The sequence below is a fragment of the Brasilonema sennae CENA114 genome, from assembly GCF_006968745.1.
GTDB classification, from domain to species: domain Bacteria; phylum Cyanobacteriota; class Cyanobacteriia; order Cyanobacteriales; family Nostocaceae; genus Brasilonema; species Brasilonema sennae.
In genome coordinates, this window is record NZ_CP030118.1 from 3,718,508 (window position 1) to 3,733,286 (window position 14,779).

Genomic DNA, 14,779 nt, shown 5'->3' on the forward strand with positions numbered 1-14,779 from the left:
TGTCAAGCGCGATAGAAGAAAGTTCATCCCAAACCAGCCATTTGCTGTTCATGTGCGGACAGCATCATCTGCGCCGGTTCTAGGTAGGTGTCGTCACCCGTCAGCAGCACGAACATGGCGATCGCGACAGGGCAAGCGCAATACAGTTCGACGATATGATCCTGCATCCTAGGCCACACCCGACCTCCAGCGTCCTGGTACCGTTGAAGCAGATCGGCAAGGGCAGACTCACCGAAAATGGCGTAGTACGCGGCAAAGTCCGTCGCTGGATCGGCAACTTCGGCTTCCGTCCAGTCGATCAGTCCGGTTACCCGATGGTCCTGGTCAACCAACATGTGCCCTGGGTGCAAGTCGCCGTGGATCAGTGCCGAGTGCTTAGGCCAGTACGTGTCGTCAGCGAGCCAGTTCTGCCACCTCTGCCATACCAAGTCCGAGACTCGCAGCAGAGGTTTCGCCTGATCCATCTTCTTGGCGAGTGACTGCCGAACCTCGACAGGCTGCAGCACTCGAACGCCAGCTTCGCACGCCGCATCGTGGTCAATCGTGTGCAGACCCGCGATCGCCCCAGCCAACGAGTCAACAAAGGTGACGGAGGGTGACTGCTGGTCGATGTACCAATCGTAATTCTTGGCTACCGGATTCACGGTGGCGGCTGGAGTACCGGCAAGTCTGGGATAGGCAATCAGATCTTCTGTGTTCACTCGCCATTCCGGTACGGCAACTGGGAGGTGCTTACGCAGCAGATTCAGCACCCGGTTTTCGTTGGCTGCTCTTTCGATGACATCAGACCGCCTGGGTGCTCGTAATACCCATGGAATGCCGTCCTCATCGGTGGCGAACGCAACGAGGAAATCGACTCCTGATGCGTTGAGTTCTACGTTTTCGGCGTTCAGTCGAAGACCGTGCTTTTGGGCGACAGCCAGAAATTCCGCAGTGCTGTTGATGATCGGCTTCATGGGAGATGAATCTTTGGATATCGAACTCAATACTTATTAATACCCATCTACTTTTATCAATTACAGAATTTTTCCACGCAGCGAACGAACATTTCCACACCCATCGCCAAGATGGTTTCGTCAAAATCAAATCGAGGATGATGGTGTGGATACGCCAATCCTTTATCAGGGTTCGCAGAACCCAGGAAGAAATAGCAACCAGGAACCTCTTGTAAGAAGTAAGACATATCCTCGCCACCCATTGTTTGGCATTCAGGAACAACACCCAAGGGCGTTTCTACGACTTCTTCGGCAACTGAGCGCACCAAGTCCGCTATGGTAGCATCATTGATCACTGGTGGGTAAAGCGACCAACAATTAAAGTCATAACTAGCACCATGACTCTGGCAAACTCCCGCAATAATTTGCTCAAGACGCTGCTTAAAAAAGCCTTCATATGCTGGATTAAAATACCTTACGGTACCACTCATTCTGGCTGTATCAGCTATCACATTATTCTTGGTTCCAGCATGAAGTTCACCCACTGTCACTACTGCTGAGTCAATAGGGTTGACGTTGCGCGCGACAATTGTTTGTAAGGCATTGACAATTTGGGCAGCAACCACAACAGAATCAACAGTTTGATGGGGCATGGCACCATGTCCGCCTTTGCCCATAATTGTACATTTGAATGTTTCTACAGCTGCCATTAATGCACCAGCGCGGACACCTAGTGTCCCCAAAGGTAAATTATTCCAAAGGTGTAAACCGATAATCGCCTCAACATCAGGGTTTTTCAATACCCCAGCTTCTATCATCGGCTTTGCGCCTCCGGGTCCTTCTTCTGCTGGCTGGAATATAATTTTGACAGTACCAGCAAAAGTGTCTCGATTCTGGTGAAGATAGTATGCTGTCCCTAGGGCAATTGCTGTATGTCCATCATGTCCACACGCGTGCATCACCCCATCGTGTTGTGAGCGATAAGAGACTTCGTTGAGTTCTTGAATTGGCAAAGCGTCCATATCCGCGCGAATTGCCAACACTTTTTGAGTACTAGTATCGTTACCCTTGATGGTAGCTACAATACCAGTCTGAGCAATGCCAGTTTGATGCTCAATTCCCCATTTCTGTAACTTCTGCGAGACAAACTGAGAGGTTAATTTTTCTTTAAAACCCAGTTCTGGCTTTTGATGCAATTGTCGCCGCCATTCCACAAGTTGCGCTTGCAGGGAACGAATGGAGAGTCGAACACGAGATAAATCAACACAAGAGGAGTTCGGGAATGTAGAAACCATGTTTTACATTTTTTAAATTCAAATGACAGCTAAGTACTTTTATTTTTACGCTTTAAACTTTTGCAAAAGGTATTTCTTGCCTCACTCTTCACACTTTTTTAGATATATAGCAATCGTTCTAAATCTAAATTTGATGCTACTTGTGCCATTTTAGATAAATCAGTTAAGTTATCTAGATAAGGTAAGCAGCCAAAAATTGGAATGTGCGTGAGTGATTTCATCAATTCTATGGGTGTCCAATCAGCAATTTCTGTATTTGTTCGAGGTTGAACACAATTCAAAACAATACCTTTTAAATTGATTCGTGATTGTCGTGCTAAAGCCACATTAGCGACTGCTTGACTTATTGCACCCAATCTAACTGGAACAACTAACACTGTTGGTAAGCGCCATTCTCCTGCCAAGTCAGCAACCGTTAATTCATCAGTTACTGGCGAACCTAATCCTCCTAAAGCTTCTAAAAAGATAAAATCACGGCGCGAACGCAAAGCTGTAAAACCTTGCCACACTTTTGCTAAATCTACAGTTTTATTTTCCCTTGCTGCAGCAATGGGAGGAGCAAGGGGTGCTTGAAAATATAAAGGTGTGAGTTCTTCGGGAGATTGATTTAAGGAAAATATTTTTTGATACCACTCGGAATCACCTTCTCCCGATTGCATGAGTTTCATAATTCCCATACTGGCGGAAGAGTGATATTTTTGCCAATAGGCTGCCAATACTGTCGTTAAAACAGTTTTGCCAACTTCTGTATCTGTTCCTGTAATCAATAGTGTGTTTAATAGCTTGTCAGTCATTAGTTATTAGTTATGAGTAGCCAACAACTAATGTCTCACAGTTACTATCATAAATTGCTGACAATTCTATTCTATAAATATTTTGCATAGTTTTCATGCAGATTCTGCATTGAATTCTACAACCTTGATGGAAAAGCTGTTTCATTAGGAACAGAGTTGGGTGGTTCACTAGCAGGCGGCGTATCTTGTGGTTCTACAGCAGGAGCTGTGGACGGCTGTTCTGTAGGTGTAGGTGTAGCTGTGGGAGTGGGTGTGGGTGTGGCTGTGGGGGTGGGAGTAGGTGTGGCTGTGGGAGTGGGAGTAGGTGTGGCTGTCGGGGTGGGGGTGAGAGTGGGTGTAGGAGTGGGGGTGGGTGTGGGAGTAGGAGTGGCTGTAGGTGTGGATCTAGATCTGCGTCTGACTGGATTTTCTAATCCGAGGCTAAAACTATAATTGCTTTGGGGTTGTCCTGGCACAGGACGTACTTGAACCGTATATTTACCAGCAAAAGGCAATGTTCCTTGGTAAAATGAAAAGTCTTTAGCAGCATTGTCAATTGGTTCTTGATTTGCACCTAAGATTGAGAGTAAAACACTACCTTGTTGATTAAGCAATACAGTTAACTGCTGCCCCTTTTCAGCAATAAAAACATACTGATCCACTTCATTGACTTTAATTATACTATCAACGTTAGCAGTGTTAGATGTACCAAAATTTAGGGGTTTATTATATACAACAGGTTCATTGTTGGTAGGTGTAGATGTTAAGGTCGTTCCATTGGGAATTACAGGTGAAGGGAAAGTTTGTGGATTTGTTTTTTCTGATGTAGCTTGTGAGCTAGTACGGATGGACCTGACCACAGTCCATGAACCAAATCCTGTTATAATTATCACAGCAAGAGTAATTCCAAAAACTGCCAAGGGATTATCTAACAGTGAAGGGCTACCCTGTGTTGGAATGGCTGGCTTAGATGTATTGGGGGCAGATGGTTGTGCTTGTTCAGGGCGGCGACCAACGGCTACTGTTTGTACTTTGGAAACATTTGAAGTGAAAACATTTGGTTGTTGTGGAGTTTGTAATGCTTGTAGTACATCAGGAGCTTTTAAGTAGCGATCGCCCAGTTTTTGACTTAACATTCGATTCAACACAGAGGCAAAGTGTGGATTGACTGTGACCAAATGTTGCCAATTCCAAGTTAGTTGATGTTCATCAAATAAATCTTGGGGTTCTTTGCCTGTCAACAATACAATTGCTGTAACAGCTAGTGCATACAAGTCACTGCTGGGATATGTTCGACCTGTTTGCATTTGCTCAGTTGGGGCATAACCATGTTTTCCAACAGTGGTTGCTGGCGTTGCGTTATCTGGAGAGTTCAATTTCGTTACCAGTTCTTTTACGACTCCAAAGTCGATTAAAACTGGTAGGCGATCGCTTTCTCGCAGAATAATATTATCCGGTGAAATATCTCGATGAATAATTCCTTGATTATGAATATATTCTAAGACTGGTAACAAAGAGCGTATAAGTTGTAATACTTCTTGTTCTGTAAATGCACTCCCTGTAGCTTGACGCTGATCCAACAAAGTCTGATATGTTTTTCCGCCAACGTAATCTTGCACCAAAAACAAGCGCTGATCTTGTTCAAATCTCTCGCGGAATTGAGGCACCTGGGGGTGTTGTATTTGATATAAAGTTGCTGCCTCTCGCTCAAAAAGCTCTTTTGCTTTTTCCCAAGCATAACCTTCGGTGACTATTGGAATTAATTCCTTAATTGCACAAAGTTCGTCAAAGCGCCTCTGGTCATGTGCCAGATAGGTTCTACCAAATCCACCCTGACCCAAAACTTGAGTGATCCGGTAACGGTTTTGCAATATAGTGTCAGTTGTAATCGGTGCTTGCATCGTTGATCAATTGAGTGTTATAGCAACAGAGGAGGACTTCACTATGATACGGATAGTTTCCAGACAGAGGGAGTCGGTTGAACTTTCTTTAAGGAGGCGATAAGCCGGAGGACTTCGGCGTGAGCGCTCAATCGTTCGCGCAGCGTGCGCTTTGCGCATACGCTTGATGCCACGCGTATCGCCTATCACATGCATCTGCTGTAAGTAGTATGTCCGTTTTAACTTTTATCAGATTTCCCAACTCTTTAAACTTACCTGTGTGCTCTAAAGTTATCAGGTCAAGTATCACGGAAATTGGAAGGCGCAAGCTCCGCAATGATATTGTTTGATAACAAACTAAAAAAAGCCTAACAATTTCCGCGTTTTGCAATCAAAACTAGTATCATTAAGTGTTAACGTTCTCTGAACCGAATATTAATTAAGTATTTATGCTTACCTTTCCTCAGATTCAACAGTCCAAGTGTTGATGCTTGTGCAAAGCAACTGATAAGGTAGTTAAAAGGGAAAGTCTACCAAACACACATCCAATTGAGTTGATTTTTTTCAATTCATGCCAAAAAATCTAAATGATAGATATGGTTTACAAACAGAATATTCAGTTAAGCTATCAATTGTCTCTCTATGCAAGAGCTAGAGAATGTACAAAATGTAGTTTAATAGAGGTTTGTTTAAAGTTTTGATAAAAGCTTTAACAAAACTCATACCAAAAGCTTATGTATATTTTTTATAACTATTTTCGGTTAAAGCTGTCTAATCTGTGGTGATAAGATTGCCATGAATGCACATCGAGGATCTGCTGTGCTCACTTCTGCAACACTAAAAGTGCAGCCAATTGCAACAGGACTAGCTGAAAATACTCGCCTGCGGCTGTTATCTGGCTCTGCCAACGTACCTTTGTCCCAAGAAGTTGCTCGTTACCTGGGCATGGATTTGGGACCAATGATTCGCAAACGATTTGCGGATGGAGAACTATACATTCAAATCCAAGAATCAATCCGGGGTTGTGATGTTTATCTCATCCAACCCGGTTGTAATCCTGTCAATGACAATTTGATGGAATTGCTGATTATAATCGATGCCTGCCGGCGTGCTTCTGCACGGCAAGTCACTGCAGTCATTCCCTATTATGGTTATGCCCGCGCTGACCGAAAAACCGCAGGAAGAGAGTCCATCACCGCCAAATTGGTAGCAAATCTCATTACAGAAGCAGGTGCTAACCGTATTCTTGCTATGGATTTGCACTCCGCTCAGATTCAAGGTTATTTCGACATACCACTAGATCATGTTTATGGTTCTCCAGTTTTGCTGGACTATCTAGCAAGCAAAGAACTGCCTGACTTAGTGGTAGTTTCCCCAGATGTTGGTGGTGTAGCGCGAGCCAGGGCATTTGCTAAAAAGCTCAACGATGCACCACTGGCGATTATAGATAAACGTCGTCAGGCTCACAACGTTGCCGAAGTCTTAAATGTCATTGGTGATGTTAAGGGCAAAACAGCAGTGCTTGTGGATGACATGATAGACACTGCTGGTACTATTGCTGCAGGGGCAAAACTTCTGCGTGAAGAAGGGGCGCGTCAGGTTTATGCTTGTGCCACTCACGCAGTGTTTTCACCAACAGCAATTGAGCGGCTCTCAAGTGGGTTATTTGAGGAAGTGATTGTTACAAATACGATTCCAATCCCAGAAACCGATGCTTCCGGTAAGTCGCTGGGCGAACGCTTTCCACAATTAGTTGTGCTGTCAGTAGCTAACTTACTTGGGGAAACTATCTGGCGGATTCACGAAGATAGTTCTGTAAGTAGTATGTTCCGTTAGCACAAACAAAACAGTTATCTTTAATTACAGTTGTGCATCAACTCAGGAGAATAAAGGATAAAGTTTTTAAAACTTCATCTTTTATTCTTTATTTTTGTCAAAAATAATCATATGGCCAATACATTGGCTTACAAACATCTAGTCAACTTTAGTCTAAACTCCAGTTACTAAGGGTAATGGAATGCCTTTAGCGAACTGCACAACTCCAGCCAATGGAAACGAGAAAAAAGAAATATTACCACTACTACACAAGTAATATAAAACTTTCAAATTAGAAAGAAGACGTAAAAAAGTGAAAGTCTTAGCGGCTGATAAAAGTTACAATTCACTCATATAAACGTGTTGCTTTACGCAAACGAGGAATTAGACCCCAAATACTAAAAAGAGTCTGAAAAACGAGAAAATCGAGGCAGATCAATTAAAATTTAAGTCCCAAGGTTCCAACAAGAACTTTACTCTTTGTTGTGTAAAATAAAATATGTGTTCTAAGTGTTCGATGGAAATGCCACAAAATATCTTTTGATTCCTTTCTTGACATTGCAACTATCCACATATGGATTTAAAGGATTTTATTCGTGGGATAGGTTCATAGATAGGGGGGAACAGAACGCTAGTAGGTATAGGTAGTTCACTCTTGACCAAATGCGTGGGGGCTGCATTACACACACGGAGGACAGGGTTTTGCACGTCCGCAAAATCGGCGACACTTCTTAGCGCAAGTAGAAGAGTTTCTTGCCAAATACCTGGGCAGACGAGTAGAACCAATAGGTAATATACCTGGCAATTGGTGCAGTAATGAAGTAAGAATGTAGCAACTTAGAATTCACATCAACAAACAAAAAGACAATCCAGCAATCAAACTGGAATTAGATCTAGGATTGTCTTAATGACACTGGAAAACAAAATTTTTGGGAAGAGGTTTACAACTATGTCAACTTTGGCACTTACACCTGATAATGTCGAAACCGTTTTAGATGAAATGCGCCCTTATCTCATATCTGATGGCGGTAATGTGGAACTGGTAGAACTTGATGGTCCGGTTGTTAAACTACGGTTACAAGGTGCTTGTGGTTCTTGTCCCAGTTCCACTATGACTTTGAGAATGGGGATTGAACGTCGTCTAAGAGAAATGATTCCGGAAATTGCAGAAGTGGAGCAAGTGATGTAGACAATATATGACGGGGGGATAACAAGAGCGAGGGAAAGAAGGGAGAGAGAATTTTCCCTGACGCTTCGGGTATCTCCTGCACCAGACGCTACGCGTATCTCCTACGGAGACGCTGCGCGAACGCTCTTAGCGTGCGCTTGCGCTTACGCAGTCGCCTACGGAGGAGCCAGTACTGCGGGAGGGTTTCCCTGGTGCAGGTATCTGGCGTTGGAAAGCGGTCATTCGCGCTGTCTGACTCCCTCATTCCCGCACTCCCTCTATCTCCCCATCACTCTATCTACTGATCACAAGTATGTCTCATCCTCTCTACGTCGCTTTCATTTGGCATCAACATCAACCGCTGTACAAATCTCCCACCAAAGCGCAGTCAGGTTCTCAGTATTATCATTTACCTTGGGTGCGTTTGCATGGTACAAAGGACTATCTCGATCTGATACTGATTTTAGAGCGCTATCCTCGGTTGCACCAAACAGTCAATTTGGTACCATCGCTAATATTGCAGCTTGAAGATTACATCGCTGGCACTGCCTTTGACCCTTATTTGGAACTTACCCTCAGACCAACTGAGCAGCTTTGTGACCAACACAAACGATTTATCATAGAGCATTTTTTTGACGGTAATCACCACAATCTGATTGACCCCCATCCCCGTTACGCCGAGTTGTATAACACAAGACTTGACGAAGGCGAAGCTTGGTGTTTCACAAATTGGCAGGAGCAAGATTATAGTGATTTGTTAGCTTGGCACAATCTCGCGTGGATAGACCCTATGTTTTGGGATGACCCAGAAATTGCAGCTTGGTTAAAGCAGGGTCGAAATTTTACTTTGGGCGATCGCCAGCGAATTTACTCAAAACAGCGAGAAATTCTTGGCCGCATCATACCACAGCATAAGGCAATGCAGAATACAGGGCAGTTAGAAGTTACAACTTCGCCCTACACTCACCCCATCTTGCCCTTACTAGCCGATACTAACTCTGGTCGTGTCGCGGTGCCTGATATGACATTACCAAAATCTCGGTTTCAGTGGGCAGAAGATATTCCTCGGCATCTGCAAAAAGCTTGGGATTTGTACATTGATAGATTTGGAACCACGCCACGTGGTTTGTGGCCCTCGGAACAATCCGTCAGCCCCGAGATATTGCCGGATATTATTAATCAAGGATTTAAGTGGATTTGCTCAGATGAAACAGTGTTGGGCAGCACGCTCAAACAGTTTTTTCACCGCGATGGTGCGGGAAATGTCCAAAACCCGGAATTACTGTACAAACCATACCGATTGCAAACACCAGCTGGTGATGTGTCTATTGTCTTTCGGGACCACAGATTATCAGATTTGATTGGCTTTACGTACGGTTCCATGCCAGCAAAACAAGCAGCGGCGGATCTTGTGGGGCATCTGCAGGCGATCGCCCGAATGCAACGCGATAGACAAAGCGAACAACCTTGGTTAGTAACGATTGCCTTGGATGGTGAAAACTGCTGGGAATTTTATTCTCAAGATGGCAAACCTTTCTTAGATGCTTTGTATCAAACCCTCAGCAACGAACAACGTATAAAACTCGTTACCGTCTCAGAATTTCTTGAACAGTTTCCGCCAACAGCCACTATCCCAGGAGAGCAACTGCACAGTGGTTCTTGGGTAGATGGTAGCTTTACCACTTGGATCGGCGATCCTGCTAAAAATCGCGCGTGGGATTACTTAACCCAAGCCAGAGCAACTTTAGCCAATCATCCAGAAGCAACAGAAGAAAACAACCCTGAAGCATGGGAAGCTTTATATGCAGCAGAGGGTTCTGATTGGTTTTGGTGGTTCGGTGCGGGGCATTCCTCTAATCAGGATGCGATGTTTGACCAGTTATTTCGAGAGCACTTGTACGGAATATATAAGGCGTTAAATGAACCGATACCACCTTATCTGCGCCAACCTGTAGAAGTTCATGAGGCGAGCGCTAATTCTCGTCCAAAAAGCTTTATTCATCCAATCATAGATGGCAAAGGCGATGAGCAAGACTGGGACAAAGCCGGACGCATAGAAGTTGGCGGCGCACGCGGAACAATGCACAATAGCAGTCCTATTCAACGGCTTTGGTACGGAGTGGATCATGTGAATTTTTATTTGCGCTTAGACTTCAAAACAGCCATTAAACTAGGGGAGGATGTGCCACCAGAATTGAATTTACTGTGGTATTATCCTGACAAAACGATGCACAACAGTCCTGCTCCCTTAGCACAAGTGCCGGATACATCTCCAATGAATTATCTGTTCCACCACCATTTGGAGATTAATTTGTTAACGCAATCGATTCAGTTTCAAGAAGCTGGCGAGCAGAATCAATGGTATCCGCGTGCTAGTCGTGCTCAAGTCGCTTTAAACAAATGTTTGGAATTGGCAGTTCCTTGGGCAGATTTGCAAATTCCTCCAGATTCTCCCTTACACTTGATTTTGGTGCTTTCGGAGGAAGGACATTTCTGCGATTATCTTCCAGAAAATGCTTTGATTCCAATTGAACTACCTTAAGTAAAAAAAAGGGGTTTAGGGGTTTCTCTACACCCCTTTTTTTCACTTGTGTTCGTGTAGCGTATCTGTAAAACTTTTTCTGCTATAGCTATCGCCAACTCTATTAGGACGTAGGGAACGCTTAACGCTTAAGAGGAAATGCTTACTCAGATCTTGCACCTGGAAAAATTAATGTCAAAACCACAACTACGTGCAAGCGGAATCAATCGCTCAATTTTAAATTGTTGCCCAAAACTTTTTCGAGATGGCGGTTTCCTACGAATTCATAACCTTCAACCTTCTTTCCCAAAATCAAAGACTCAAGCTGCTTGAACTTACCAATTTCTACAGGTAACTCACTCAACTTCTGTCCCGACAAGTCTAACTCTCGCCTACCCTCAGCCATCGCGCAATGTATCAGTACCAATAACTCATCCTGCGTCATAATTCCAAAGAAAAGGGTAAAAGGAAAAAAGATTGATGAAGATTATTTGACTGGAGTTTTTAGTGGATCATGAACTTTGAGTTCAGGACTAAGGATGAAAATAAGTACACTTGAAGTAATACTAATTTAATATGAAGTTGTATCAGTTACCAGCGAGCAGTTATCAGTTGTTACTGTTCACTGTTAAGCGTTTCCTAGCTCGACGAGTCAATTCACAAAATCAAACCGGATTCCTTAGCTGCGATGCTTTGCAGCTTGTGATCTTGAGTAATTAATAAACTTTTCTATGTAGATATGCGTATAACTATGTTTTGAAACAAAAGATGAGTTTTGTTTACACAAATCACCGTAGTACTGATACTAATACGTAAAATTATCATAATAAAAAATATTAGAATTTTATTGACATTTTGTATAATAAGAGTAAGGATAAATCATCATGAAATTTTTAAGGAATAACTGAAGCGTAATTTATCACGCAGTCGTGCCTACCAATGATGATCTGCTGCCTTAATCCTGATTGTTCAAATCCCGTGAATGCCAGTGGAAAAAAGTTTTGCAGAACGTGCAGCACTCCACTGATAGCATTGCTACGAAATCGCTTCCATATTATTAAAGTTCTTTCTGACGAGGGCGGATTTGGTAGAACTTATTTAGCAGAAGATGTAGATAAATTAAATGAACGATGTGTTGTCAAGCAGTTAGCACCAAGAATCCAGGGAACTTGGGCACTAAAAAAAGCAATAGAATTGTTTGAAAAAGAAGCTCAGCGGCTACAAGAACTTGGAACACATTCTCAAATTCCAACGCTTTTAGCTTACTTTGAACAAGATAAATATCTGTATTTGGTACAACAGTTTATTGATGGTCAAAATTTGTTAACGGAACTCCAACACAAAAAAAAGTATAACTGTAGTGAAATAAAAAAAATATTGCTAGATTTACTACCGGTTCTCAAGTTTATCCATGAGCAAGGAGTGATTCATCGAGATATCAAGCCACAAAATATTATCCGCCGTCAAGCATCTTTATCCTCAACAACAGCGGTTTCAGGAATAGGCAAAAATCTAGTCCTGATTGATTTTGGTTCTGCAAAGCAGTTAACAGCACAAGCACAGATGAAAATCGGGACTTCGATTGGTTCACAAGGCTATTCCCCGATTGAACAAATCAGGGACGGTGCTGCTTATCCAGCTAGTGATTTGTTCGCTCTTGGGGCTACTTGCTTTCATTTACTAACTGGAGTTTCCCCCTTTAAGTTATGGACAGAACTTGGATATAGCTGGGTAAAAGATTGGCAACAGTACCTGAGATATCCAATCACTGAAGAATTAACAGAAGTTCTCCACAAGCTATTGCAAAAAGACATAGAGCATCGCTATCAATCAGCTCATCAAGTTCTTGGTGATTTGCTCATCAAGCACCAAAGACAATCACCATCAACACCCGTAACTCAAATAAAGCGCATTAGGAAATTCTCAATTACTCAACTGCAATCTATATCAAAACCATATCTATCATTGAGAAATTTGCTGTTGGGTGGCAGTGCGATTATAGTATTTGCTTCTGGAGAATTTTGGTATCGACAATTCCATCGTTTGGAAATGACAAGATCCGTTAGTTGGAATCAGCAAAACACTAGCGCAACAAATCGAGAAATGATTTTTTCTCATAGTACACAGTCGGCTGCTTCAGAAAATTTTTTATTAGTTTCAACGGTCAAAGGATATACCAACTCAATTTTGTCCGTCGCTATTAGCCCAGATAACAAGGCAATTGCTAGTAATAGCGATGATACAATTAAACTGTTGAGTTTGGTCACCGGACAAGAAATTTCCACTTTTAGCGGTCATACCAACAGAGTTAATTTCATAAGCTTCAGTCCAGACGGATACTTTAGCGCGAGTGCTAGTGAAGATAAAACCATAAAAATTTGGAATCTGGCAACTGGACAACAAATCCGCACTATGTACGGGCATACTCACTCAGTCAATACCCTTGCTTTTAGTCATGATAGTAAGATACTTGCCGATGGCAGTGATGACAAAACCATTAAACTTTGGAATTTGGCAACAGCAGATGAAATACGTACACTAAAAGGACATTCTAGTTCAGTTCGGTCTGTAGCCTTTAGTCCCGACGATAATACCCTCGCCAGTGGTAGTTTTGACAAAACCATCAAACTGTGGGATTTGGCAACAGGACAGGAAATACGCACACTTGAAGGTCATTCTGGCAAAGTGACCTCTGTTGCATTTAGTCCTGATGGTAGAATAATTGCTAGTGGCAGTTTTGATCAGACGATCAAACTGTGGAATTTGGCAACAGGACACCTAATCCGCACACTTGAAGGTCATTCTGGCAAAGTGACCTCTATTGCATTTAGTCCTGATGGTAGAATACTCGCCAGTGGCAGTTTTGATCAGACGATTAAACTGTGGAATTTGGCAACAGGACACCTAATCCGCACACTTGAAGGTCATTCCGACGGGATTCAATCTCTGGCGTTTAGTTCAGATGGAAAAACTCTTGTCAGTGGAGGTAACGATAAAACTATTAGGATTTGGCAAACCTCTCTTTAAGTTTTTTGATTTTAAGGCTTTTCTGGTGTCAACACTACAGGAAATAAGTTAAAGCGTGATCATAAATCTGGAATATAATCGCTTCAATCATTAAGTAAACATATTCCCACACCAAAATTATGCTCTCTACTTCACAAAGGTAGCAATATGAGAGCAGCACAACTTTAGATCTTGCAAGGGTTCTGTGAACATGACTGATTCAAAAGTTAAAGTGTTGACGAGTGTGGCGATCGCACTTTTAGGATTTGGGTGTATTTGGTATTTTGAATCTTCCCACACTGCTATTAGTGCATCCTCTCACTATGGTGAACCTCAAACAACACCCTTGGAAAAATTTTCTGAAGCCTTTACCCTTCCCGGACACTCAGATTCAGTTTTAGCTGTTGCTGTTAGCCCTGATGGACACACACTTGTCAGTGTCAGTGGAGACAAAACTATCAAACTGTGGAATCTGCATACAGGTAAGGAAATCCGGACTCTAGTAGGGCATTCTGATTGGGTGAATTCAGTTGCATTTAGTCCTGATGGAAAGACTCTTGTAAGTGGAAGTGCTGATAGAACTATCAAGGTGTGGAATCTGGATACGGGAAAACAAATCAGGACTCTGACAGGACATTTAGCTTCAGTTCAAACTGTTGCTATTAGCCCTGATGGTTCAACTCTTGCTAGTGGCAGTTGGGATCAAAGTATTAAATTGTGGAAATTGGCTACCGGTAAAATCATTCGTACCCTCAAAGGTGGTTGTGACGTAATTAACACCGTTGCGTTTAGCCCAAATGGAAAGACTCTTGCTAGTGGTAACTATTTTGACAGCAGCATTAACTTATGGGATGTAGCTACAGGAAAGCCAACTAAGACCCTCAGAGGTCACTCTCAAGCTGTTTCCTCCCTCACCTTCAGCCCAGATGGAAAAACCCTTATAAGTGGTAGTTGGGACAAGACGCTCAAATTGTGGGAAATTGCTACACAAAAAGAAATCACCACCCTTGTAGGACATGCTAATAGGGTTTTGTCTGTCGCTGTCAGTCCAGATGGGAAAATTATTGCCAGCAGTAGTTGGGACAAAACTATTAAACTTTGGAATGTAGCAATGGGAAAGCAAATAGCCAGCCTAACGGGGCATACCAATAGAATTTGGTCTGTGGCGTTTAGTCCAGATGGTAAGACTCTTGTTAGTGGTAGTTTTGATAAGACGATTAAAGTTTGGCACTTTGCGTCAAGATGATGAATAACTGGAGTTTACACTTCAGGGAATTTGCATTACGTACCCGGTAAGTATTATAGAAGAGTTCCAATTACTCTACATAAAACTATCCGCTCTAGTTTTAGATCAGTTGACCTAGAACTAGAGCGGTGTAGCGGGTC

At 42.8% G+C, this 14,779-nt stretch carries 10 protein-coding genes; 5 read left to right on the plus strand and 5 right to left on the minus strand.

Annotated features, from left to right (window positions below):
* Positions 1-23: 23 nt before the first annotated feature.
* From DP114_RS15815 to DP114_RS15830, 4 genes are all read right to left on the minus strand, one after another.
* Positions 24-956, minus strand: coding sequence for a macrolide 2'-phosphotransferase (locus DP114_RS15815; RefSeq protein ID WP_171976544.1), 933 nt, complete (start codon positions 954-956; stop codon positions 24-26).
* 56 nt (positions 957-1,012) lie between these two features.
* A complete protein-coding gene (locus DP114_RS15820; RefSeq protein WP_169268519.1) occupies positions 1,013-2,230 on the minus strand; it encodes a M20 family metallopeptidase in 1,218 nt (405 codons plus the stop codon).
* A gap of 98 nt (positions 2,231-2,328) precedes the next feature.
* Positions 2,329-3,024, minus strand: coding sequence for a dethiobiotin synthase (gene bioD, locus DP114_RS15825; protein ID WP_171976545.1), 696 nt, complete (start codon positions 3,022-3,024; stop codon positions 2,329-2,331).
* A gap of 116 nt (positions 3,025-3,140) precedes the next feature.
* Entirely contained in the window at positions 3,141-4,904 is a 1,764-nt protein-coding gene (locus tag DP114_RS15830) for a serine/threonine-protein kinase (RefSeq protein ID WP_172195225.1), read from the minus strand.
* A gap of 774 nt (positions 4,905-5,678) precedes the next feature.
* On the opposite strand from DP114_RS15830, the gene DP114_RS15835 reads away from it, so the two are divergent.
* From DP114_RS15835 to DP114_RS15845, 3 genes are all read left to right on the plus strand, one after another.
* Entirely contained in the window at positions 5,679-6,719 is a 1,041-nt protein-coding gene (locus DP114_RS15835; RefSeq protein WP_169268522.1) for a ribose-phosphate pyrophosphokinase, read from the plus strand.
* Positions 6,720-7,656: 937 nt separating this feature from the next.
* Positions 7,657-7,887, plus strand: a complete 231-nt coding sequence (locus DP114_RS15840) for a NifU family protein (RefSeq protein WP_211178748.1) — start codon at positions 7,657-7,659, stop codon at positions 7,885-7,887.
* Positions 7,888-8,179: 292 nt separating this feature from the next.
* Positions 8,180-10,408, plus strand: coding sequence for a glycoside hydrolase family 57 protein (locus DP114_RS15845; protein ID WP_171976547.1), 2,229 nt, complete (start codon positions 8,180-8,182; stop codon positions 10,406-10,408).
* 202 nt (positions 10,409-10,610) lie between these two features.
* On the opposite strand, the gene DP114_RS15850 is transcribed toward DP114_RS15845, so the two are convergent.
* Positions 10,611-10,832: a hypothetical protein gene (locus DP114_RS15850; RefSeq protein WP_216670003.1), complete on the minus strand. Its 222-nt coding sequence runs from the start codon at positions 10,830-10,832 to the stop codon at positions 10,611-10,613.
* A gap of 497 nt (positions 10,833-11,329) precedes the next feature.
* Here DP114_RS15850 and DP114_RS15855 point away from each other — a divergent pair, with 497 nt between their 5' ends.
* The gene (locus tag DP114_RS15855; RefSeq protein WP_171978211.1) at positions 11,330-13,414 is read left to right on the plus strand and encodes a serine/threonine-protein kinase; all 2,085 of its coding nucleotides are present in this window, start codon (positions 11,330-11,332) and stop codon (positions 13,412-13,414) included.
* 190 nt (positions 13,415-13,604) lie between these two features.
* Positions 13,605-14,639: a WD40 repeat domain-containing protein gene (locus DP114_RS15860; RefSeq protein WP_169264410.1), complete on the plus strand. Its 1,035-nt coding sequence runs from the start codon at positions 13,605-13,607 to the stop codon at positions 14,637-14,639.
* Positions 14,640-14,779 lie beyond the last annotated feature (140 nt).

Bases quoted from the DNA above. Each gene is read 5' to 3' on its own strand.
- bioD (WP_171976545.1), bottom strand. From the start codon at position 3,024: ATGACTGACAAGCTATTAAACACACTATTGATTACAGGAACAGATACA.
- DP114_RS15860 (WP_169264410.1), top strand. From the start codon at position 13,605: ATGACTGATTCAAAAGTTAAAGTGTTGACGAGTGTGGCGATCGCACTT.
- DP114_RS15855 (WP_171978211.1), top strand. From the start codon at position 11,330: ATGATCTGCTGCCTTAATCCTGATTGTTCAAATCCCGTGAATGCCAGT.
- DP114_RS15830 (WP_172195225.1), bottom strand. From the start codon at position 4,904: ATGCAAGCACCGATTACAACTGACACTATATTGCAAAACCGTTACCGG.
- DP114_RS15820 (WP_169268519.1), bottom strand. From the start codon at position 2,230: ATGGTTTCTACATTCCCGAACTCCTCTTGTGTTGATTTATCTCGTGTT.
- DP114_RS15815 (WP_171976544.1), bottom strand. From the start codon at position 956: ATGAAGCCGATCATCAACAGCACTGCGGAATTTCTGGCTGTCGCCCAA.
- DP114_RS15845 (WP_171976547.1), top strand. From the start codon at position 8,180: ATGTCTCATCCTCTCTACGTCGCTTTCATTTGGCATCAACATCAACCG.
- DP114_RS15835 (WP_169268522.1), top strand. From the start codon at position 5,679: ATGAATGCACATCGAGGATCTGCTGTGCTCACTTCTGCAACACTAAAA.
- DP114_RS15850 (WP_216670003.1), bottom strand. From the start codon at position 10,832: ATGACGCAGGATGAGTTATTGGTACTGATACATTGCGCGATGGCTGAG.